The following is a 20,259-nucleotide window of genomic DNA, read 5'->3' as shown; positions in this document are numbered from 1 at the left end:
GGGGACAGGCGACCATCTAGGCGCGGTGACCATCTCTCCCCCCGGCTCCCCCATCGACATCGACCGTGCCCTCGGCTTCGCGATCCCCGCTCGCAGCGCACGTGGGCGGATCGTCAGGCTCGGCCCCGCGCTGGCACAGGTACTCGACGCGCACGCCTACCCGCCCGCGATCGAGGCGCTGCTGGCGGAGGCGCTGGTGCTCGCCGCTCTGGTGGGGTCGACGCTGAAGGACAGCGACGGTCAGCTGACGATGCAGACCCGCAGCGAGAGCGGCGTCGTCCAGTTGCTGGTCTGCGACTATCGCGGCGGCGAGCTGCGCGGCTACGTCCAGTACGATGCCGACAAGCTGGCCGAGGCGCCCGAGCAGCCGACGCTGTTCGCGCTGTTCGGCAAGGGCTATCTCGCGATCACCTTCGACCTCGCGACCACCGGCGAGCGTTACCAGGGCATCGTCCCGCTCGACGGCGACACGCTGGCGGCGGCGGCACAGAGCTATTTCGTCCAGTCCGAACAGATCCCCAGCATGGTCCGCGTCGGCATGGCGCGCGGCGCCGACGGCGCGCTGGTCGCCGGCGGGTTGTTCCTGCAGCACCTGCCCGAGGGCGAGGACGGCCGCGAGCGGCTCCACACCCGGCTCGATCACCCCGAATGGGAGCATGTCGCGACGCTCGGCCAGACGATGGGCGCCGACGAACTCGCCGATCCCGCGCTGCCGCTCGAGACGCTGGTCTGGCGGCTGTTCAACGAGGAAGACGATGTTCGCGTCCTCGCTTCCACCCCGCTGGCGCGCGGCTGCCGCTGCACCGCCGCGCACATCGCCTCGGTGCTCGCCAAGTTCCCGGTCGAGGAACGCCGCGAGATGGCCGACGAGAACGGACTGATCCACGTCGATTGCGCGTTCTGTTCGATCAAGTTCCCGGTCGCCGCGGAGGACGTTCCCGTCTGATCTCTTCACGCGATGTTAACCGAAGCCGGCTAGAGCCCTCCTTGTGCTTTTTTGTTTCAGCACGGATTTCTCCCTTGAGAGCCTAGCGCTCCGACTGGGGGCCGCCTCACCCGCGGCCCCTTTCTTTTTGCCCGCCATTCGCCTAGCGCCGCGCGGATCATGACATCCTCACCCCTAGCCGTCGTGCTCGTCTCCGGCGGGCTCGATTCGATGATCTCCGCCGCCCACGCGCGCGAGGCGGGGTATCGCGTGCTCGCGCTCTCGATCGACTATAACCAGCGCCACCGGGTCGAACTCGCCGCCGCGCGCCGGGTCGCCGCCGCGGTCGGTGCGGAGCGTCACATCGTGCTGCCGATGGACCTGTCGGCGTTCGGTGGCTCTGCACTGACCGACGACATCGATGTCCCGAAGACCGGGGTGGGCGAGGGGATCCCCGTCACCTACGTGCCCGCGCGCAACACCATCTTCCTCAGCCTGGCGCTCGGCTGGGCGGAGGCGGCGGGCGCGCGCGACCTGTTCATCGGCGTCAACGCGCTCGATTATTCGGGCTATCCCGATTGCCGGCCCGAATTCATCGCCGCGTTCGAAGGCCTCGCCGAACTCGCGACCAAGGCGGGCGTCGAGGGCGATCCGTTCCGCATCCGCGCGCCGCTGCAGAACATGACCAAGGCCGACATCGTCCGCGAAGGCCAGCGGCTCGGCGTCGACATGGGGATCAGCTGGTCGTGCTACGATCCGGCGCCCGGCGGCGTGCATTGCGGGCAGTGCGACAGCTGCCGCCTGCGCCACAAGGGCTTCGAGGAGGCCGGCGTTCCCGATCCCACCGTCTACGCGACCGACGCGGCCTGACCGCGCGATGACCTATGCGGTGAAGGAGATGTTCCTCACGCTCCAGGGCGAGGGCGTCAACGCCGGCGCTCGGGCGGTGTTCGTCCGCTTCGCCGGGTGCAATCTCTGGTCGGGCCGCGAACAGGATCGCGCCATCGCGGTATGCCGGTTCTGCGACACCGATTTCGTCGGCACCGACGGCGTCGGCGGCGGTAAGTTCGCGGATGCCGACGCGCTGGCCGCGGCGGTCGCGGGCTTCTGGGGCGACGGCCAGGACCACCGCTTCGTCGTGCTGACCGGGGGCGAGCCGATGCTGCAGGTCGACGATGCCCTGGTCGACGCGCTTCACGCGCACGGCTTCCGCATCGCGATCGAGACCAACGGCACCTTGCCAGCGCATCCGCGGATCGACTGGGTCTGCGTCAGCCCGAAGGCGGGCAGCACGGTCGTCCAGCAGCGCGGCGACGAACTGAAGCTGGTCTGGCCGCAGGCCGGCACCGATCTCGACGAGGTCGAGCGCTGGGATTTCGCCAACCGCCTGATCCAGCCGCTCGACGATCCCGCCGCCGCCGCGAACATGCAGGCCGCGATCGACCTGGTGATGGCGCGGCCGTGGTGGCGGCTGTCGCTGCAGACGCACAAATATCTGGGGCTGCGGTAGCGGCGACAGGAGCGCGTCCTACCCGCGTCCCTCCCTGTGCTCCCGCGAAGGCGGGAGCCCAGTACTGGGTCCCCGCCTTCGCGGGGACACACGGGAAACAGAACACGTTCCTGCCCTCATACCCCGGCGAAGGCCGGGGCCCAGGCAGACGGACCCGAGAGGCGAAGACCGAACGCATCCGCTCGACCTTCGCGACTGGGCCCCGGCCTCCGCCGGGGTGGTGTAGCTAAAGGATCAGCCGGTCCGCGGACAACGAGCCGGCAACGATCTCAACCGCTCAGCGCGACGCCAGCCCCGTCCCGGCCGGCGGCCAATCCGGCGCGCCGCACTTCTTGGCGACCCACAGCCCTTTCTTGTCGTAGCATACCGGATCGAGCCGCGGGATCGTCGCGACATCGCGGGTCAGGTAGCGTTGGAACTTCTGCTCGCCGTACGGGATCAGGCTGTTGCGCAGCTCGCGGATACGGCGCATCGCGATCGTGCTGAAGCCGCCGCGGGGCGCGAACACCGCGTCGTGGCCGATGTCCGACGCGGTTTGGCAGAAGCCGTATTGCGCGCCGACGGTCACGAAGTTCGAATAGGTCCGCGTGCCGAACTGGTCGAGCGCGACCTGCCCCGCCTTGGGCGTCTTGTTGACGCGGGCGAAATACTTGCCGAGCGTCGTGAACGCGGCCTTCAGCTCGGCGCTGTGGTCGGTCAAAATCGCGTTGTAGTTGGCGACGCTCAGCAGCGTCGGTTCGAACTGGCATTGCAGCGCCGCGACGTTGAGCGCCGCGCGCATGTTCCACGCCATGGCGGCGCGCAGTTCTACCTCGCTCGCGCCGGGAAGCACCTGGCCCAGTCCGGCTTCGTCGCCCTTCACGCCCTGATCGCTGAAATCGTGCGACCGGAAGAAGAACTGTGCCGATGCCGGCGTCGCCATCGCCAGCCCGGCCGCCGCAACGCCGAGCGCCGTGACGGTACGCATGATGGACATCCCCACTCTCCTGAACAACGCGTCGATCATCTTAGGTTTTGATTCTAGAGCGATTTGCGCCGCGACCCAACGTCTTTTTAACGATGTTCCGCGCCGCCGCGTCGCCGCTGCCGCTCCGGGCGACGGCCCCCTCGTCGGCTCCAAAAGCAAAGGGCCGCCCGGTCTCCCGGACGGCCCTTCAACGAACCCAATCGGAAAACCGACCGCGATGATTACATCGCGTTGGTGGTCGTCGTGGTGTTCGTGGTCATCATGGTGTCGTTCGCCATCATGCCGTCGTTCGACGCGCCGTCAACGGCGGTCATGTTGTCGGTCATGGTGCCCATGTCGTCGGTCGTGTTCATTTCGGTGACCATCGTGTTCTCGGTGGTCGTCTCGGTCTTCGGACCGCAGGCCGAAACGGCGAGAGCAGCGCCGGCGACGAGCGAGCCGGTCAGAATCTTGGAGATGATAGCACGCATTGGAAGCTCCCTAGAAAGAGGATTTGGTCGGCTTGCTGCCCTTAATACCCAAATCACGGTGGACATTAAACGGATTACGCCCGGGCCTCAAGCCTCGTTTTCGGGCTTGATAGAAAGAGTATCCAGAAATGCCTGTGCGGTGAACGCCAGGGCGGCGTCGAAGGTTGCAAGCGTCGCGTCGATGCCCAGCGCAGCCAGGCTGGTGACCGGGAAGTCGGGCAGGCCGCACGGCACGATCCCGCCGAAATGCGCGAGGTCCGGATCGACGTTCACCGCAAAGCCGTGGAGCGTCACCCAGCGCCGCACCCGCACGCCGATCGCGCCGATCTTCGCCTCGCGGCCCTGGTCGAGCGTCCAGATCCCGACCCGCCCGTCGGCGCGGAACGCCGCCACGCCGAGCCGGGCGAGCGCGGCGATCACCCAGCCTTCGAGCGCGTGGACATAGGCGCGGACGTCGCGGCCGCGGCGATCAAGGTTCAACATCATGTAGCCGACCCGCTGGCCCGGACCGTGATAGGTATAGCGCCCGCCACGCCCGGTCGCGATCACCGGGAAGCGCGGGTCGACCAGCTCGGCGGGGTCGGCGCTGGTGCCCGCGGTGTAGACCGGCGGATGCTCGAGCAGCCAGCCGAGCTCGCGTTCGGTCCCCGCCAGCACCGCGGCGGCGCGCGCCTCCATCGCCGCCAGCGTCTCGCCATAGGGGGCGAGCCCCGGCGACACGCGCCATTCGATCTCGGCAGGGAAGGTCACGCCGCCGCCCTGCCGCATCCACGCCCGATTTAGCAAGCGAGTGGAAAAGCGCGAACGCGTCGGCTAGGCGTGCGGCGAGATGGCGGACATGGGGACGGGCACGGTGACGGCGATGGCGAAGGTCAAGATGGGCGATGTCTGGGATCGCACGACCCAGGTGCTCAGCGGGCGTGCCGGCGCGCTGGCGAGCATCGGCGTGGTGACGCTGTTCCTGCCGCTGGTGGCGACGCTGCTGGTCGCGCTGGCGATGCCGCCGGTGGGGCCGTCGACCGCGTTCGTCACCTTGGCGCTGCTGGTGGTCGTCGCGGTGCTCGGCGTGCTCGGCGCGCTGGCGATGCTGGCGCTGGCGAGCGATCCGGCGACCACGCTCGCCGACGCCTGGCGCCGGGCGCGGCAGCGGCTGCTGCCCGCGATCGGGGTGTCGGCGGTGCTGATCCTGATCGCGGTGATCGCGCTGGTGCCGGCGATGGTGGTGGTGTGGCAGGCCAAGATCGACATGGCCGCGCTCGCCGGCACCGGCGCGACCACGATCGCGTCCGGGACCAAGACGTTCCTCGCGATCTACTACATCGCCTATGCCGTCCTGCTGTTCTGGGCGATCGCGCGGCTGGCGCCGCTCAATGCGGTGGTCCTCCACGAACGGCTCGGGCTAGGGGCGATCCGGCGCAGCGTCGCGCTGACCCGTGGCCATACGTGGCGGCTGATCGGCGTGATCCTGCTCTACGCCGTCGTGCTGACGATCGTCCGCCTCGCGGTGCAGAGCGTGATCGGGGTGATCTTCCGCCTCATCCTCGGGCCGCAGCAGATCGGCGCCGCGATGTTCGTCGCGGGGATCGCCGGCGCGGCGGTCACCACCGCCTTCACGGTGCTCGCGGTGACCTTCACCGCCCAGCTCTACGTTGCGCTCGCCGCACGGCAGCCGACCGCGACATGAGGATCAACTTCGCGGGCGTCATCGTCGACGCCTGGGCCCGGTTCCGTCGCGATTCCGATCTGCTGCTCCGTATCGCCGGGGCGTTCATGTTCCTGCCCGCCTTCGCGCTGACCCTGTTCGTGCCGCCGATGCCGATGCCCGACGCGACGATCACCGATCGTCAGGCGCAGGCGCAGCAATGGGCCGACGGGCTGACCGCGTGGATCGGCGATTACGCAATCGGCTTCGGCGCCGCGCATCTGCTGGTCTATTTCGGGATCGCGGTGGTCATGGCGCTGTACCTCGATCCGGCGCGCCCGGATCTGCGCGAGGCGCTGCGCCGGGCACTGTCGATCTATCCGCGCTTCGTGCTGGCGATGATCCTGGTGTCGATCCCGACCGGGCTCGGCATGTGGCTGGTGATCCCCGGGCTCTACATACTCGGCCGGACCATGCTCACCGCGCCGGCGCTGCTCGCGGAGCCGGAGCTCGGCGCGTGGGGCGCGATCCGCCGCTCGCTGTCGCTGACCCGCGGATCGGGGCTGACGCTGATGGGGGTGGCGGCGTTCGTCTATCTGGTCGGGCTGCTCTGCGGGCAACCGTTCATGCTGCTCGACACCTGGATGCGCAGCACCGGCGCGCCCAATCCGGTGGCGGTCGCGGTGGTCGATGCCGCGGCGTCGGCGGTGGCGATGATCACCCAACTCGGCCTCGCGCTGATCGCCATCTCGGCCTATCGCCGGCTGGCGAGATAGGGAATCTGCGGCGCGGCGTCGGCGGGCAGCACCCCCAGCACGCGCGGATCGGTGAAGGTCTCCAGCGTCCGCTTGATCGCGACGAAGCCCTGCGCGCGGTAGAAGCCCAGCGCGCGCGGGTGATCGAGCGTGCAGGTATGCACCCACACCCGTTCGATCCCCTTGCGCCACGCGCGGGTCAGCGCCTCCGCCATCAGCCAGCGGCCATGGCCGCGCCCGGCGAGATCGGGCACCAGCCCGAAATACGCGATCTCGCACGCGCCGGGGGTGCGATAGTCGAGCTCGAGCAGGCCGATCTCGATCCCCTGCGCATCGGTCACGGCATGCACCGCGACGTCGGCATCGTGGATGATCGCGACCAGCGCCGCCTCGTCCATCACCAGCCGCGAATACCACAGCCACGGGGTGCCGATCCGCCCGAACAACATCCGGTAGCGCTGCGGCGAGGGCGCCGGCCACGCCACCAGCCGCAGCGGCGAGGCGGGCAGGGGGCGGAGCGGCGGGCGCCGCGTCATCTCCAGCGTGGTGACGACCGTCGCCACCTCGTCGTCGGCGACCGTGGTCAGTCCCATGTCGCGACCGGCGGCAGGCTCATCAGGATCGCGTCGATGTTGCCGCCGGTCTTCAGCCCGAACAGCGTGCCCCGGTCGTAGACCAGGTTGAACTCCGCATAGCGCCCCCGCCACGCGTGCATCGCCGCGGTGTCGGCGGGGCTGAAGGGCGCATTCGTCCGCCGCCGAACGATCCGCGGATAGACGTCGAGGAACGCCTCGCCGACCGCACGGGTGAACGCGAAGTCGGCGTCGAACCCGTTCTCGAGATGATCGAAGAAGATCCCGCCGACGCCGCGGTGAACCTGGCGGTGCGGGATGTAGAAATATTCGTCGGCCCATTGCTTGAAGCGCGGGTAATAGGATGCGTCGTGCGCGTCGCACGCCGCCTGCAGCGTCGCGTGGAATTCGTCGGTATCCCCGGCGATCGGCAGCGACGGGTTGAGATCCGCCCCGCCGCCGAACCAGCGTTTGGTGGTGACCAGGAAGCGGCAGTTCATGTGCACCGCGGGGACGTGCGGATTGGCCATGTGCGCGACCAGGCTGATCCCGGTTGCGAAGAATTGCGGGTTCTCCGCGGCGCCGTGGATGGTCTTGGCGAAATCGCCTTCGAAGGTGCCGCCGACGGTCGAGACGTTGACCCCGACCTTCTCGAATACCCGCCCCTTCATCACCCCGCGCACGCCGCCACCCCCGGGCAGCCCGGACGGATCGATCCGATCCCAGGGCAGGTAATCGAATGTCGCATCAGACCCCGCCTCGCGCTCGATCGCGACGAATTCGGCGCAGATCCGGTCGCGTAGCGCTTCGAACCAGGCACGGGCGGCGGCTTGTTGATCGTCCAGTTCCATCCCGCCGCCTTTGCCGTGCGGCTGCGCGGGTGTCGAGCCGCGGCTATCCCGTCCGCTCGCCGGTCAGGCGAGCGACGGCGGCGCGTCAGGGGCGCGGCGGCGCAGGTGCAGGCCGATCGCGCCGAAGCCCAGCAGCATCAGCAGCCAGGTGCCGGGTTCGGGCACCGCGCCGATCAACGGCGACAGGGTAACCCGCGCCGATCGCTGGCCGATGTACTCGCCATAGCCGTCGTCGCGGCTCCACGTGATCTCGGTGAACTCGTTGGTGAACACGTCGGAGGGGTAGATCGTCGATTGATAGCCGATCAGATTGTACAGGCGGGTCGTGCCGGCGACCGTGAAGCCCAGGCCCATATTGTCGAACGGCGCGTCCTCGAGAAAGTAGAACTGGTTGGGGTCGAAGAAGTCTCCGGGCGATGCCGGGGCCAGGCCGGTGATCGCCAGCTTGTTGCGCGTGCCGGTGATCCCGGTGATGCGCATCGCCCGCCGCCCGTCGGAGGCAATGAACATCGCGGGATCGACCGTCAGCACCGCATCGACGACGTTGCGCCCGTTCTGCGTCGAATAGGTCAAGTTCATCGTCGCCGCGCTGACAGGGGTGCCCAACAACAGGAGCATGCAGGCCGCTAAGTAACGTAGCATATAATGTCCTTAGTCTATCCGGAAGCGCGTCTTCCATCATCCAAGAACATCGTCCAACTTCCGAGTCAAACCCGTTAACCAAACCGATGTGGCGTGTTGTTCGCTATCGGGATTAGTTCGATAACGAACTGTTCGCAGATCTGTTCAGCTCAGCGATCATCCGCAACGGGCCACCCCCGCTGCCGCATCGCCTCCCCCAGCACGATCGCGCAGGAAATGCCGATGTTGAGCGACCGGAAGCCGGCGCGCATCGGCACCCGAACCCGCAGGTCGGCGCGATCATGGACCGGCGCGGGCACCCCGGCGCCTTCCGATCCGAGCAGCAGGATGTCGTCGTCCCGGAACATGGCTTCGGGCAGCGGCACCGCGCCGCTGGTGGTCAGCAGCACGATCCGGCCGCGGGCCTGCGCCGCGAACGCCGTCCAGTCGACATGGCGGGTCACCTCGACCGCGTCGGCATAGTCCATTCCGGCGCGCGCGAGCTTGCGGTCGTTCCAGGTGAATCCGGTCGGCTCGATCACGTCGACGCCGACGCCCATGCAGGCGGCGAGGCGGAGGATGGCGCCGACATTGCCGGCGATGTCGGGCTGGTAGAGGGCGATGCGCATCGCCCACGCCTAGCCCAACCACCGGGCTTCCCGCAAAATCAGGTTGGCAAAGCGCGCAAGCCCCGTCTATCAGGCCGGCAGCCTGCCGTGGGGACGGACCGGGCTGGTGGGCGCGATTTTCGTCTCCAGACGCGAAACGGCCCGTCCCGATAGAGAAGCTCAAGGGTTCGATTCGATGGCGACTGACAGCATGGTTCCTCCCGGTGAATCGCCGGAGCCGTTCCACGACGAGGCGCACGATCCCCGCCGCCGCGACTTCATCAACATCGCCGCGGTCACCTTCGCGGGCGTCGGCGCGGTCGCGATCGTGCTGCCGCTGGTCAACCAGATGAACCCGTCCGCCGACGTGCTGGCGCAGGCGACCACCGAGGTCGATCTGTCCAAGATCGCCGCGGGCCAGGCGATCAAGACCAGCTTCCGCAAGCAGCCGCTGTTCGTCCGCAATCTGACGCCGGCAGAGATCGCCGCCGCCAACGCGGTCGACATCGCCTCGCTCCGCGATCCGCAGACGCTTGCCGAGCGTACCAAGGCGGGCAAGGAGAATTGGCTGATCACGCTCGGCGTCTGCACCCATCTGGGCTGCGTGCCGCTCGGCGCGGGCGAAGGCGAGAACAAGGGGCCGTTCGGCGGCTATTTCTGCCCGTGCCACGGCTCGGCCTACGACACCGCGGCGCGCATTCGCCAGGGTCCGGCGCCGAAGAACCTCACGGTTCCCGATTACAATTTCAATTCCGACACAGTCGTGACGGTGGGTTGAGGTAGCGACAGATGAGCTTTCCCTGGGCCAAGCATTATGAGCCGAAGCAGCCGCTGATGCGGTGGCTCGACGAGAAGCTGCCGCTGCCGCGTCTCGTCTACAACGCGGTCGGCGCCGGCTATCCGGTGCCGCGCAACCTCAACTATTTCTGGAACTTCGGCGTCCTCGCCGGCGCCGCGCTGGCGATCCAGATCGTCACCGGCATCGTCCTCGCGATGCATTACGCCACCGACGCCAACACCTCGTTCCACTCGGTCGAAAGCATCATGCGCGACGTCAACGCAGGCTGGTTCCTGCGCTATGCGCACGCCAACGGCGCGTCGATGTTCCTGGCCGTGGTCTACATCCATATCGGCCGCGGGCTCTATTACGGGTCGTACAAGGCACCGCGCGAGATGGTGTGGCTGCTCGGCGTCACGATCTTCCTGCTGATGATGGCGACCGCGTTCATGGGCTATGTGCTCCCATGGGGGCAGATGAGCTTCTGGGGCGCGCAGGTCATCACCGGCTTCTTCTCGGCGATCCCGCTGGTCGGCGACACCATCCGCATCTGGCTGCTCGGCGGTTTCGCGCCCGACAACGCGACGCTCAACCGCTTCTTCTCGCTGCATTACCTGCTGCCGTTCGTGATCGCTGGGGTGATCATCCTCCACATCTGGGCACTGCACATCCCGGGGTCGAACAACCCGACCGGCGTCGACGTGAAGGGCGAGCAGGACACCGTTCCGTTCCACCCCTATTACACCGCCAAGGACGGCTTCGGGCTCGGCGTCTTCATGCTGATCTTTGCGGCGCTGATCTTCTTCAGCCCGAACCTGCTCGGCCACCCGGACAATTATATCGAGGCGAACCCGCTCTCGACCCCCGCGCACATCGTGCCCGAATGGTATTTCCTGCCCTTCTACGCGATCCTGAAGAGCTTCACCGCGGACTTCATCCTGCCGGCCAAGCTGTGGGGCGTGCTCGCGATGTTCGGGTCGATCCTGCTGCTGTTCTTCCTGCCGTGGCTCGACACCTCGCCGGTTCGTTCGGCGAACTATCGCCCGAAATACCGCACCTTCCTGATCGTGCTGCTGGTCGACATCCTCGTGCTCGGCTACGTCGGCGGCGCGGAGGCGAATGCGCGCAACGTCATCCTGGGGCAGCTCGCCTCGGCCTATTATTTCGCGCATTTCCTGGTCATCCTGCCCTGGGTCTCGCGGTCCGAAACGCCGCGGGTGCTGCCGAATTCGATTACCGAGGCGGTGCTCGAGAAGCATGCCGGCACCTCGCCCGCGAAGACCGCGCTCGCGCATTGATCCGACTAGGGGACTGACCAACTCATGCTTCGTACCATCGCAACCCTGATCGGCGCGGCGTTCGTCTTCGTCCTCGCCATCGCGCTGTTCGGGACCGCCAAGACCGCGATCACCGATCCGGCGCCGGAGAGTGCGGAGCATGTGTTCCGCCAGCATCCCGAGAATATCGGGCTGGCGTCGAATGGCCTGTTCGGCAAGTTCGACGATCGCCAGGTGCAGCGCGGCTTCCAGGTCTACAAGGAAGTCTGCTCGGCCTGCCATTCGCTGAAGTACGTCCACTTCCGCGACCTGACGCGGATCGGCTACAGCGAGCCCGAGGTGAAGGCGATCGCCAACCAGTGGGTGATCGAACAGCCGAGCGTGAACCCCGACACCGGCGAGGCCGCGACCCGCAAGAACGTCGCGTCCGACGTGTTCCCGTCGCCGTTCGCCAACGAAGTCGCCGCACGCGCCGCCAACAACAACGCGCTGCCGCCCGATCTGTCGCTGATGGCGAAGGCACGCGAGGACGGCACCAACTACATCCACGCGCTGCTGCTCGGCTATGGCGCACAGCCTGCCGCGCTGCTGAAGGAGTTCCCGGGGGCGAAGACCCCGCCGGGGCTGCACTACAACCCGGTCTATGCGAACCTCAACATCGCGATGCCCCCGCCGCTGACCGCGGACGGGCAGGTGACCTACACCGACGGCACCCGCGCGACCAAGGACCAGATGGCCCGCGACGTCGCGGCCTTCCTGACCTGGACGGCCGAACCCAACCTCAACGCCCGCCACGCGGCGGGGCTGGCGGCGATCCTGTTCATCCTGATCTTCTGCTTCCTGACCTGGGGCGCCTATCAGAACGTTTGGCGCGACATAAAGCATTGATGCGGGGGCCGGGGTGCGAGCCCCGGCCCGGCTGTTCGCGAGCGGTTGCGCGAGGGGCGCATCGCGATCGACCGCCATCGCTCTCCGCGTTTCCGATACCGCTGGCGATCGGCAAGTACGCCAGATCCGCTGCTGAATTCCACGATGCGGTTGACGGTGCTTGTGCTCCCGCGAAGGCGAGACCTCTGCGAATGTCGCCGAATTCGCTAGCTCCATTCGTCACCCCGGACTTGTTCCGGGGTCCACCGTCCCGCAAAATCAACGGCTTATGCCCGCGCGGAACAGTGGATCCCGGAACGAGTCCGGGATGACGGAGTGAGTTTCGCAGAGGCCTCGCGAAGGCGGGAGCCCAGTACTGGGTCCTCGCCTTCGCGGGGACACTGAAGCCACGTCGGTAGAGCGGCTCCAAGCGCGCGTTCTGGCCGCCACAGCCTTTACCCGACATCCCATCCCGGCACACCGCGCCACTCAGCCGCCATTCACACGGAACCGCGCACGATCCACCCTCGTTCTACGACGAACGGCGCGTATCCTGCCGTCTCCATGTGTCTGGGAGAGATTCGATGTTCCTCAAGCGTCTCGGCCTGGCCAGCCTCGTCATCGGCCTCGGCATCGGTGCCGCGGGTTGTACCGATGGGTACGGCTATAGCGGCGTCAACGTCGGCTATGCGTCCGGCTACGGGTATGACGACGGTTATTACGGCAATGGCTATGGCAACGGCTATTACGGCGCGGGCTATGGCGGGCTCGGCAGCGGCGCATTCGGCTGGTCCGGCGACTATTATTATCCCGGCGCCGGCATCTACGTCTACGACCGCTATCGCCGTCCCTATCGCTGGAACGACGGGCAGCGTCGCTATTGGGAGGGCCGTCGCGGCAATTATCGCGGCGACCGCAACTGGAACGGCTTCGGCAACGGCGGGAACCGCCCCGATCGCGGCAACTGGACCGACCGGAACCGACACGGCTACCGCGGCGATCGCGGTCAATATTACCGCAACCGCGGCAACCGCGACGGCGCCGCTCCCGGCGGCCGCACCCGCACCTTCACCCCGCAAACCGAAACGCGCGCCTACACCCCCAGAAGCGAGACACGGAGCTATACGCCGCGCACGCCACGCAGCGACGGGCAGGGCCGCGGCTGGCGCGGTCGCAATCCTCAGCAATAAGGTTCGTCGGAGGGGGCTCCTGTACCTTCTGTACCCCGGCGAAGGCCGGGGCCCAGCAGGGGAAGGTGGGTAACGGAGCGCCGTCCGTCACAACTCCTGTTAGCCCACCTGGGCCCCGGCCTCCGCCGGGGTGTAAAGGTAGGTTACGCCTGCCCCACGTGTCCCCGCGAAGGCGGGGACCCAGTACTGGGCTCCCGCCTTCGCGGGAGCACAAGCGACATCGCGCCGACGGCTGCGTCAACACTAGCCCGTTCGCCACTAGCGTGACAATGCGGCGCCATCACCCCACCGGCCGCGTTGCCACCAGCCCGTTCGACACGAACGTCATCACCGCCACGTCGTTCTGGTTGAACACCGTCATCCGGCTCTTGAAGATCCCCATCTCCGGCCGACTGGCCGAGACGCGCTTCTCCAGGATCTCGGTCTGGCAGCGCAGCGTGTCCCCCGGATAGACCGGCTTCAGCCACTTCAGCTCGTCGATCCCCGGCGATCCGAGTCCCGCCTGCCGATTCGCCTTCAGGTTCTCGACCACCATCGACATCGTCATCGCCGCGGTGTGCCAGCCACTGGCGGAAAGCCGCCCGAAATGGGTCTGCGCCGCAGCTCCGTCCGACAAATGGAAGGGTTGCGGATCGAATTTCTCCGCGAACGCGATCACCTCCTCGCGGGTCACCGGGTACGCGCCGAAACCGGCCGTCGCCCCGACCTCGATATCCTCGAAATACTGCATCGCTCGGCTCCTATCGCTTGAGAACGCCCCGGAACGGCGCGTCGTCGCCGTCGAGATCGCGGCCGGGCGGCAGGCCGATCAGGTCGCGCAGCAACGGCGCGATGTCGATGTTGTCGAATGGCGCCAGCCGCCTGCCGCCGGCGAAGGCGGGCCCGTCAGCGATGAACAGCGCCGCCATCGCCGGGTCGGTCGGTTCATAGCCATGCTCGCCCTTCAGATAGGCGCGCCCCGGTTCGCCGACGAAGCGCCAATGCGGTTCCGCCAGGCACAGCCAGTCGGGCATGCGCGGATGGTGGCCGAAGTGCAGCCGCTCGGGCAGCGCGCCGCGTCGCCAGCAGGTCGCGTGCGGCATCGGCTTCGCCATCCACGCCGCGACCGCCGCGGCGCCGCCGGGACCGGGCTTCGCGAAGATCGATAGCTGCGGGCCTTCCGGCAGGATGGTCATGCGCGCATCGGCGGCCTCGGCCTGGACGTCGATGATATCGGTCGGGCGCACCGGCGCCATGCCGTGATCCGACACGACGATGACGTTCGCCGCCTGGCCGAGCGCCGCGAGCGCCGCCAGCAGCCGCGCGATCGCGGCGTCGCTGTCGCGGATCGCCTGTGTCTTTTCGGGCGAATCATACCCTTGCGTGTGCGACGCCTTGTCGACGGTGTCGAAATACAAGGTCAGCAGCCGCGGCCGTTCGGCGGCCGGGCGCCGCAGCCAATCGATCACGAAATCGACCCGGCGGGTCCAGTCCATCTCCGCGGCATAGGGCACCCAGGCGCTCGGCCGCACCCCGCGGATCGCGGCTTCCGATCCCGGCCAGTACATCGTGCCGGTGCGGATCCCGGCGTTCTCGGCGGTCACCCAGATCGGCTCCGCGCCGTTCCACCAGAACGCGTCGCGCACCTGTTTCGGATCCGACGTCTTGAACTGGACTCCCGGACGCGCGGGATCGAGCATGGTGTTGTTGATGACCCCGTGGCGATCGGGGCGCAGGCCGGTGACCATCGTATAATGGTTGGGAAAGGTCATCGTCGGGAAGGACGGCCGCATCGTCGCCGAAACCCCCCGCGCCGCCAGCGCATCGAGGATCGGCGTGTTCCCCTGGCGGAGGTAATCGGGCCGGAAGCCGTCGATCGACACCAGGATCGTGACCGGCATCGCGGCGGTCTGCGGGGCGGCGATCGGCACCGCAGCGGCGACCGGCGGCGGTGCGGTCACCGGCGCCAGCGCGGGCGGCGGATAGCGATACCCGCAACCGGCAAGCGCAAGCAGCGAAACGGCGAGGGTGGTCAGTCTCACGAGATCGTCCCGGACAGCGGCAGGATGTGGTCGCCTTAGGCGGTTAGCCCCCCGATCCACAAGCCGACGACACCATCCCTCTTCTGCTCTGGGAACGGCTCGGCGCCACCGAGCGGCAGGGAGGAGGAATTGGCGAGAGCGACATTCCTCCCCCGCGAGGGGGAGGGGGACCGCTCGGCGCCAGCCGAGGGGTGGAGGGGGAGGTAAGCGGTGTCCTCCGCAACGGAGCTCCGGCCTTACCTCCCCCTCCGTCACCGCTTCGCGGCGCCACCTCCCCCTGGCGGGGGAGGATTGCGGAGAGCCACCTTCAGACGTTGAACCGGAACAGCATCACGTCGCCGTCGTGGACGACATATTCCTTGCCCTCCTGGCGGAGCTTGCCCGCATCCCGCGCGCCGCTTTCGCCGCCGAGCGCGACATAGTCGTCGAACGCGATCGTCTCGGCGCGGATGAAGCCGCGTTCGAAGTCGGTGTGGATCTCGCCTGCCGCCTGCGGGGCGCGGGCGCCGACCTCGACGGTCCAGGCGCGGGCTTCCTTGGGGCCGACCGTGAAGAAGGTCAGCAGGTGGAGCAGCTTGTACCCGGCGCGGATCACGCGCGCGAGCCCGGTCTCCTCGAGCCCCAGCTCGCCCAGGAACTCGCCGCGTTCCTCGGGCGGCATCGTCGCGATCTCCGCCTCGATCGCGGCGGAGACCACCACCGCCTCGGCGCCCTCGGCCGCGGCCTTCGCGAACACCTTGGCGGACAGCGCGTTGCCGTTGGCGGCGTCTGCCTCGTCGACGTTGCAGACGTAGAGCACGGGCTTGGCGGTGAGCAGCTGCGCCTGCGCGAACAGCCGGGCCTCCTCCTCGTCCTTCGGCACCGTCAGCCGCGCCGGCTTGCCCTCGCGCAGCAGCTCGAGCGCCTGGCCGAGCACCGCGGCGCCGACCTTTGCCTCCTTGTCGCCCTGCTGGCCCTTCTTCAGCAGATTGGGTACCCGCTTCTCGAGGCTCTCCAGGTCGGACAGCATCAGCTCGGTCTCCACCGTCTCGGCATCGGCGATCGGATCGACCTTGCCCTCGACATGGGTGACGTCCCCGTCCTCGAAGCAGCGCAGCACGTGGACGATCGCGTCGACCTCGCGGATGTTGCCGAGGAACTGGTTGCCGAGCCCTTCGCCCTTGCTGGCGCCGCGGACCAGCCCGGCGATGTCGACGAACGCCAGCTGGGTTTCGACGATCTTGGCCGATCCCGCGATCGCGGCGAGCTTGTCGAGCCGCGGGTCGGGCACCGCGACATTGCCGACATTGGGCTCGATCGTGCAGAACGGATAATTCGCCGCCTGCGCCGCCGCCGTCTCGGTGAGCGCGTTGAAGAGCGTCGACTTGCCGACATTGGGCAGGCCGACGATGCCGCAGCGGAAACCCATCACACATCCTTCGTTGGTGGTCCCGCGATTTGCCACGCGGGTCGAGCCGGTGCCGATAGAGAAGCGCGCCGACGATTGCCAGCGAGTCCGATACCGCCGGGCGGTAGACGCCGCCGCGGCGGTTGCGCATAGGCGGGCGCGATGCTGCCCCCCATCGCCCTGCTCCCCGCCTTCGCGCCGTGGCTCGACCTGGCCGGGCTCGCGGTGTTCGCGGCGTCGGGCGCGCTCGCGGCGGCCAAGCGCGGGCAGACGCTGGTGACGCTCACCTTCTTCGCGTTGATCACCGGGGTCGGCGGCGGCACGGTGCGCGACCTGCTGATCGACGCGCCGGTGTTCTGGGTGCACGATGCGCGCGCGGCGTCGGTGTGCCTGATCGTCGCGCTGGTGATCTGGATCACGCCCGAACGCTGGTGGCGCGGCGAGGCGCTCGACTGGTTCGATGCGGTCGGGCTCGCCGCGTATGCGGTGTACGGCGCGACCAAGGCGCTCGGCTACGGCATCCCGCCGGTCCCCGCGGCGCTGATGGGGATCGTCACCGCGTGCGTCGGCGGCATCATCCGCGACGTGCTGGCGGGCGAGCCGTCGATCCTGATGCGCCCCGAACTCTATGTCACCGCCGCGGCATTGGCGTCGGCGAGCTTCGTCGCGCTGGTGCTCCTCGGCATGCCGGGGGTCGTGGCCGCGACGATCGCCGCGGTAGCTGGCTTTTCGCTACGGGCTGCGGCCCTGCGCTACCACCTCGCGCTGCCGGCGTATCGCGGCCGGCGCTAGAGTCCGTTTGGAAATGCGCTGAGGGCGCATTTCGGCGGTGCCGGCCAGTATCGGGTGAACGGCGCCCCGCGCCGTTCAGGCAATGCCGGGGGCATGGCCGACCCGATACTCCCCCTCCCGGCCACCCATCAGGATACCGTGTGGGTGGCCGGGAGGGGGAGTGGGCCGGCACCGCCTGAAATTGGCTCTTTCGCCAATTTCCAAACAGCCTCTTAGCCGCGCACCACGCCGACATCGGCGAAGCGCTTCGGCTCCTCGGGCGGGGACGACGGCTCGTTCAGCTCGCATTGCCAGGTGCCGACGTCGATCCAGCGGCCATGCTTGTAGCCGACTTCGCGGTACACGCCCGCGCGCCGGAAGCCGACCTGTTCGTGCAGCGCGATCGAGCCTTCGTTGGGCAGCGCGATGCGGCCGATCGCCTGGGTGAAGCCTTGCGCGCGCAGCGTGTCGATCAGCGCCTCGTAGAGCAGCCGCCCCGCGCCTTGGCGCTGCGCCACGTCGGCGACGTAGATCGTCGCCTCGACGGTCCAGCGATACGCCTCGCGCGCATGGAACCGGGTCGCATAGGCATAGCCGAGCACACCGCCGGTCTCCCCGCCGACGGTCGCGACCAGCCACGGATACAGGCCCTCCGACGCCGCCATCCGCGTCCGCATCTGGCGGGCGTCGGGCGCCTCGGTCTCGAACGACGCGGTCCCCACCAGCACGTGCGGCGCATAGATCGCCGCGATCGCCGCCGCGTCCTCGGGGGTCGCCGCGCGGATCGCGATCCCGCCGCCGCCGGCGATCGCCATCAGAGGCCGACCCGCGCGAGGAACAGGTCGAGCAGGCTCGCATCCGCCGCGCTCGTCTCCACCGGGCCGAGCCCGCCGCACTCCAGGCACCGCGCCTGGATCGATCCGCCGGTCGCCAGCATCCGCACGTCGCCCAGCGCCCGCGCCAGCAACCCGCGCCGCTCGGTCGCGATCCGCGCGAACACGTCGCCACCGGTGGTCTCGTCCTCGTCCCGGTCGGCATAGGCGGCGGCGAGCTGCTCGGCCCAGCCGGGCTTCTTTTCCAGATATTCGCGGTGCACCGATCCGGGGTCGAGCTTCGCGCGCCGCGCCGCCTCCGCGACCGCATCGTCGAGCGTCCCGAACCGGTCGACAAGCCCGATCTGCCGCGCGGTGCCGCCGTCCCACACCCGGCCCTGCGCGATCTCGTCGACCCGCGCCGGGGTCATCCGCCGCGACGCCGCGACCCGTGCGATGAACTGGCGATAGCCGTTCTCGATGCCTGCCTGCAGGATGGTGTCGATCATCGGATCGATCCCGCCGACCACGTCGGGCTGCCCCGACAACGGCGTCGTCTTCACCCCGTCGGTGGTGATGCCGATCTTGGCCAGCGTCTTCTCGAACGACGGCACGATCCCGAAGATGCCGATCGACCCGGTGATCGTCGACGGTTCGGCGAAGATCACGTCGGCCGGCGTCGACACCCAATAGCCGCCCGACGCCGCGAGCCCGCCCATCGACACGACGATCGGCAGCCCCTTGTTCTTCGCCTCCAGGATCGCGATCCGGATCTCCTCGGATGCCAGCACCGATCCGCCCGGCGAATCGACGCGCACGACCAGCGCCTTCAAATTCTTGGTCGCCAACCCGCGCTCGATCGCGTTGGCGATGGTGGTGCCATATGCGGTGCCCGGACCGCCTTCGCCGTCCATGATCGAACCCGCGATCGTGACCACGCCGATCGCGCCGCCCGCGGTCGGCAGCGGATTGGCCTGCACATAGGCGTCGTACTTGATCGCGCTGAACGGATCGGTCGGGCGCGCGGAATTCACCCCGGCGAGCTGCGCGACCCGGCGATCGAACGCGGCACGATCGCCGAGCTTGTCGACCAGCCCGGAGGCGAGGTTCGCCTGCGCGATGCTGCCGTTCTTCGCCAGGATCAGCTTGTCGGGCGCGGCGATGAACTGCGCCACCTGCGCCTTGGGTCGTGCCTTGGCGACCGCTTCCTGCCACTGGCCGAACAGCGCGCCGTTCAGCGCCCGCGACGCACCCGCCGCTTCGGGGCTCTGGTCGGTGCGGGTGAAGGGCTCGACGAACGACTTGAACTTGCCGACGCGATAGACGTGGGTGTTGACGCCGAGCTTGTCGATCAGCCCCTTGTAATAGAGCTGGCTGCCGCCCGGCCCGGTGAACAGCGTGCCGCCGAGCGGGTTCATCCAGATCTCGCTGGCGTTCGCGGCGAGGCGGTAGCCGCCATCGGTGTAGGACGTCGCATAGGCGAGCACCGGCTTGCCGCTCGCGCGGACGTCGCCGATCGCCGCCGCGATCTCGTTGAGGGTCGCCGGATAGGCGCCGCCGAAGCTGTCGAGATCGAGCACCAGCGCCTTCACGCGGGTATCGGTCTTCGCCGCCTGGATCGCCCGCAGCACGTCGCGCGCGCGGAACTCACGTGGGCCCTTGCGCCCCGACAAGGTCGCGAACGCCGCCTGCTCGGCGGGCTGCTCGACGATCGATCCGTCGAGATCGAGCACCAGCGCGCCCGGCACGATCGGCTTCATCCCCGGCCGCGTGTTCAGCGCGACGAACAGCAACCCGAAGAACAAGAGCATCGCGATCAGGACCAGTCCGTCCTTGATCCCGACCAGGAGCTTCCATGCACCCCGTACCAGCTTCACGCGCAGCTCCTCGTTGGTTGACCCCGAAGCGGTAGCTTAAGCGCCGGGGCGCGTAAATGCTCTGTATTGGCGGGTTAATACGGTGGCGTATCAGGGTGGGGCGGATGGTTGGAGGAGTGGTAGGTCCACCCCCGTCCATTGTGCTCCCGCGAAGGCGGGAGCCCAGTACTGGATCCCCGCCTTCGCGGGGACACAAGTGGGTGTGCACGACCTGCGATCACCGAAGCGCCCCACTTTGTACCCCGGCGAAGGCCGGGGCCCAGGTGGGAAACGGCAGTGGGTGAGCATTTCCTCCAGTTACCTCGACCTCCGCGACTGGGCCCCGGCCTCCGCCGGGGTGGGAAGAAGGACGGGCACT

Annotated in this window: 22 protein-coding genes; 10 read left to right on the top strand and 12 right to left on the bottom strand. The window is 68.3% G+C overall.

Annotation, left to right across the window (positions count from 1 at the left end; translation table 11 throughout):
• Positions 1-25 precede the first annotated feature (25 nt).
• The 3 genes from hslO to queE all read left to right on the top strand — a co-directional run bounded on the left by hslO (position 26) and on the right by queE (position 2,435).
• Positions 26-946, top strand: coding sequence for an Hsp33 family molecular chaperone HslO (gene hslO, locus ACT009_RS07775; protein ID WP_445193764.1), 921 nt, complete (start codon positions 26-28; stop codon positions 944-946).
• A 159-nt stretch (positions 947-1,105) separates the two neighbouring features.
• A complete protein-coding gene (gene queC, locus ACT009_RS07770) occupies positions 1,106-1,795 on the top strand; it encodes a 7-cyano-7-deazaguanine synthase QueC (protein WP_445193763.1) in 690 nt (229 codons plus the stop codon).
• Between the two features lie 7 nt (positions 1,796-1,802).
• The gene (gene queE / locus ACT009_RS07765) at positions 1,803-2,435 is read left to right on the top strand and encodes a 7-carboxy-7-deazaguanine synthase (protein ID WP_445193762.1); all 633 of its coding nucleotides are present in this window, start codon (positions 1,803-1,805) and stop codon (positions 2,433-2,435) included.
• Positions 2,436-2,712: 277 nt separating this feature from the next.
• Here the strand turns inward: queE and ACT009_RS07760 are convergent, their stop codons facing one another.
• From ACT009_RS07760 to lipB, 3 genes are all read right to left on the bottom strand, one after another.
• Entirely contained in the window at positions 2,713-3,402 is a 690-nt protein-coding gene (locus tag ACT009_RS07760) for a hypothetical protein (protein WP_445193761.1), read from the bottom strand.
• Between the two features lie 221 nt (positions 3,403-3,623).
• Positions 3,624-3,872 carry a hypothetical protein gene (locus ACT009_RS07755; RefSeq protein WP_445193760.1) on the bottom strand — a complete coding sequence of 83 codons (249 nt, stop codon included), beginning with the start codon at positions 3,870-3,872 and terminating at the stop codon, positions 3,624-3,626.
• An 87-nt stretch (positions 3,873-3,959) separates the two neighbouring features.
• Positions 3,960-4,640, bottom strand: a complete 681-nt coding sequence (lipB, locus tag ACT009_RS07750; RefSeq protein WP_445193759.1) for a lipoyl(octanoyl) transferase LipB — start codon at positions 4,638-4,640, stop codon at positions 3,960-3,962.
• 70 nt (positions 4,641-4,710) lie between these two features.
• Between lipB and ACT009_RS07745 the strand changes: the two genes are divergently transcribed.
• Positions 4,711-5,556, top strand: coding sequence for a hypothetical protein (locus ACT009_RS07745; RefSeq protein WP_445193758.1), 846 nt, complete (start codon positions 4,711-4,713; stop codon positions 5,554-5,556).
• Entirely contained in the window at positions 5,553-6,290 is a 738-nt protein-coding gene (locus ACT009_RS07740) for a hypothetical protein (RefSeq protein WP_445193757.1), read from the top strand. Before ACT009_RS07745 ends, ACT009_RS07740 begins: the two co-directional genes overlap by 4 nt.
• On the opposite strand, the gene ACT009_RS07735 is transcribed toward ACT009_RS07740, so the two are convergent.
• The 4 genes from ACT009_RS07735 to ACT009_RS07720 form a co-directional block, all read right to left on the bottom strand.
• Positions 6,269-6,862 carry a GNAT family N-acetyltransferase gene (locus tag ACT009_RS07735; protein ID WP_445193756.1) on the bottom strand — a complete coding sequence of 198 codons (594 nt, stop codon included), beginning with the start codon at positions 6,860-6,862 and terminating at the stop codon, positions 6,269-6,271. The two genes, ACT009_RS07740 and ACT009_RS07735, sit on opposite strands and share 22 nt — an antisense overlap.
• Positions 6,853-7,692 carry an oxygen-dependent coproporphyrinogen oxidase gene (gene hemF / locus ACT009_RS07730; protein ID WP_445193755.1) on the bottom strand — a complete coding sequence of 280 codons (840 nt, stop codon included), beginning with the start codon at positions 7,690-7,692 and terminating at the stop codon, positions 6,853-6,855. Before hemF ends, ACT009_RS07735 begins: the two co-directional genes overlap by 10 nt.
• Before the next feature lie 63 nt (positions 7,693-7,755).
• Positions 7,756-8,310 (bottom strand): PEPxxWA-CTERM sorting domain-containing protein, encoded by a 555-nt coding sequence (locus ACT009_RS07725; RefSeq protein ID WP_445193754.1) that lies wholly within the window; start codon positions 8,308-8,310, stop codon positions 7,756-7,758.
• Between the two features lie 173 nt (positions 8,311-8,483).
• Positions 8,484-8,942, bottom strand: a complete 459-nt coding sequence (locus ACT009_RS07720) for a tRNA (cytidine(34)-2'-O)-methyltransferase (protein ID WP_445193753.1) — start codon at positions 8,940-8,942, stop codon at positions 8,484-8,486.
• Positions 8,943-9,117: 175 nt separating this feature from the next.
• Here ACT009_RS07720 and petA point away from each other — a divergent pair, with 175 nt between their 5' ends.
• The 4 genes from petA (at position 9,118) to ACT009_RS07700 (ending at position 13,033) form a co-directional block, all read left to right on the top strand.
• The gene (gene petA, locus ACT009_RS07715; protein ID WP_445193752.1) at positions 9,118-9,699 is read left to right on the top strand and encodes a ubiquinol-cytochrome c reductase iron-sulfur subunit; all 582 of its coding nucleotides are present in this window, start codon (positions 9,118-9,120) and stop codon (positions 9,697-9,699) included.
• Between the two features lie 11 nt (positions 9,700-9,710).
• The gene (locus ACT009_RS07710; RefSeq protein ID WP_445193751.1) at positions 9,711-10,997 is read left to right on the top strand and encodes a cytochrome b; all 1,287 of its coding nucleotides are present in this window, start codon (positions 9,711-9,713) and stop codon (positions 10,995-10,997) included.
• Between the two features lie 24 nt (positions 10,998-11,021).
• Positions 11,022-11,864 (top strand): cytochrome c1, encoded by an 843-nt coding sequence (locus tag ACT009_RS07705; RefSeq protein ID WP_445193750.1) that lies wholly within the window; start codon positions 11,022-11,024, stop codon positions 11,862-11,864.
• Positions 11,865-12,427: 563 nt separating this feature from the next.
• Positions 12,428-13,033: a hypothetical protein gene (locus ACT009_RS07700; RefSeq protein WP_445193749.1), complete on the top strand. Its 606-nt coding sequence runs from the start codon at positions 12,428-12,430 to the stop codon at positions 13,031-13,033.
• 280 nt (positions 13,034-13,313) lie between these two features.
• Here the strand turns inward: ACT009_RS07700 and ACT009_RS07695 are convergent, their stop codons facing one another.
• The 3 genes from ACT009_RS07695 to ychF all read right to left on the bottom strand — a co-directional run bounded on the left by ACT009_RS07695 (position 13,314) and on the right by ychF (position 16,462).
• Positions 13,314-13,763 (bottom strand): MaoC family dehydratase, encoded by a 450-nt coding sequence (locus tag ACT009_RS07695; RefSeq protein ID WP_445193748.1) that lies wholly within the window; start codon positions 13,761-13,763, stop codon positions 13,314-13,316.
• A gap of 10 nt (positions 13,764-13,773) precedes the next feature.
• A complete protein-coding gene (locus tag ACT009_RS07690; RefSeq protein WP_445193747.1) occupies positions 13,774-15,054 on the bottom strand; it encodes an alkaline phosphatase family protein in 1,281 nt (426 codons plus the stop codon).
• A gap of 307 nt (positions 15,055-15,361) precedes the next feature.
• Entirely contained in the window at positions 15,362-16,462 is a 1,101-nt protein-coding gene (gene ychF, locus ACT009_RS07685; RefSeq protein WP_445193746.1) for a redox-regulated ATPase YchF, read from the bottom strand.
• Positions 16,463-16,603: 141 nt separating this feature from the next.
• On the opposite strand from ychF, the gene ACT009_RS07680 reads away from it, so the two are divergent.
• On the top strand, positions 16,604-17,233 hold the full coding sequence (locus ACT009_RS07680) for a trimeric intracellular cation channel family protein (RefSeq protein WP_445193745.1): 630 nt from the start codon (positions 16,604-16,606) through the stop codon (positions 17,231-17,233).
• Positions 17,234-17,445: 212 nt separating this feature from the next.
• Here ACT009_RS07680 and ACT009_RS07675 read toward each other — a convergent pair whose 3' ends face one another.
• Both ACT009_RS07675 and sppA read right to left on the bottom strand, forming a co-directional pair.
• Complete coding sequence (locus tag ACT009_RS07675; protein WP_445193744.1) at positions 17,446-18,027, bottom strand: GNAT family N-acetyltransferase; 582 nt, start codon at positions 18,025-18,027, stop codon at positions 17,446-17,448.
• Positions 18,027-19,901: a signal peptide peptidase SppA gene (gene sppA / locus ACT009_RS07670; protein WP_445193743.1), complete on the bottom strand. Its 1,875-nt coding sequence runs from the start codon at positions 19,899-19,901 to the stop codon at positions 18,027-18,029. Before sppA ends, ACT009_RS07675 begins: the two co-directional genes overlap by 1 nt.
• Positions 19,902-20,259 lie beyond the last annotated feature (358 nt).

It is taken from the genome of Sphingomonas sp. Tas61C01, assembly GCF_052567495.1.
The sequence above is the reverse complement of the archived record's forward strand: the minus strand, read 5'-3'. Positions and strand labels throughout refer to the sequence as shown.

What these genes read in the sequence shown, in the direction of transcription:
- queC (WP_445193763.1), top strand. Translation starts at nt 1,106, where the DNA reads ATGACATCCTCACCCCTAGCCGTCGTGCTCGTCTCCGGCGGGCTCGAT.
- queE (WP_445193762.1), top strand. Translation starts at nt 1,803, where the DNA reads ATGACCTATGCGGTGAAGGAGATGTTCCTCACGCTCCAGGGCGAGGGC.
- ACT009_RS07760 (WP_445193761.1), bottom strand. Translation starts at nt 3,402, where the DNA reads ATGCGTACCGTCACGGCGCTCGGCGTTGCGGCGGCCGGGCTGGCGATG.
- ACT009_RS07755 (WP_445193760.1), bottom strand. Translation starts at nt 3,872, where the DNA reads ATGCGTGCTATCATCTCCAAGATTCTGACCGGCTCGCTCGTCGCCGGC.
- lipB (WP_445193759.1), bottom strand. Translation starts at nt 4,640, where the DNA reads ATGCGGCAGGGCGGCGGCGTGACCTTCCCTGCCGAGATCGAATGGCGC.
- ACT009_RS07745 (WP_445193758.1), top strand. Translation starts at nt 4,711, where the DNA reads ATGGGGACGGGCACGGTGACGGCGATGGCGAAGGTCAAGATGGGCGAT.
- ACT009_RS07740 (WP_445193757.1), top strand. Translation starts at nt 5,553, where the DNA reads ATGAGGATCAACTTCGCGGGCGTCATCGTCGACGCCTGGGCCCGGTTC.
- ACT009_RS07735 (WP_445193756.1), bottom strand. Translation starts at nt 6,862, where the DNA reads ATGGGACTGACCACGGTCGCCGACGACGAGGTGGCGACGGTCGTCACC.
- hemF (WP_445193755.1), bottom strand. Translation starts at nt 7,692, where the DNA reads ATGGAACTGGACGATCAACAAGCCGCCGCCCGTGCCTGGTTCGAAGCG.
- ACT009_RS07725 (WP_445193754.1), bottom strand. Translation starts at nt 8,310, where the DNA reads ATGCTCCTGTTGTTGGGCACCCCTGTCAGCGCGGCGACGATGAACTTG.
- ACT009_RS07720 (WP_445193753.1), bottom strand. Translation starts at nt 8,942, where the DNA reads ATGCGCATCGCCCTCTACCAGCCCGACATCGCCGGCAATGTCGGCGCC.
- petA (WP_445193752.1), top strand. Translation starts at nt 9,118, where the DNA reads ATGGCGACTGACAGCATGGTTCCTCCCGGTGAATCGCCGGAGCCGTTC.
- ACT009_RS07710 (WP_445193751.1), top strand. Translation starts at nt 9,711, where the DNA reads ATGAGCTTTCCCTGGGCCAAGCATTATGAGCCGAAGCAGCCGCTGATG.
- ACT009_RS07705 (WP_445193750.1), top strand. Translation starts at nt 11,022, where the DNA reads ATGCTTCGTACCATCGCAACCCTGATCGGCGCGGCGTTCGTCTTCGTC.
- ACT009_RS07700 (WP_445193749.1), top strand. Translation starts at nt 12,428, where the DNA reads ATGTTCCTCAAGCGTCTCGGCCTGGCCAGCCTCGTCATCGGCCTCGGC.
- ACT009_RS07695 (WP_445193748.1), bottom strand. Translation starts at nt 13,763, where the DNA reads ATGCAGTATTTCGAGGATATCGAGGTCGGGGCGACGGCCGGTTTCGGC.
- ychF (WP_445193746.1), bottom strand. Translation starts at nt 16,462, where the DNA reads ATGGGTTTCCGCTGCGGCATCGTCGGCCTGCCCAATGTCGGCAAGTCG.
- ACT009_RS07680 (WP_445193745.1), top strand. Translation starts at nt 16,604, where the DNA reads ATGCTGCCCCCCATCGCCCTGCTCCCCGCCTTCGCGCCGTGGCTCGAC.
- ACT009_RS07675 (WP_445193744.1), bottom strand. Translation starts at nt 18,027, where the DNA reads ATGGCGATCGCCGGCGGCGGCGGGATCGCGATCCGCGCGGCGACCCCC.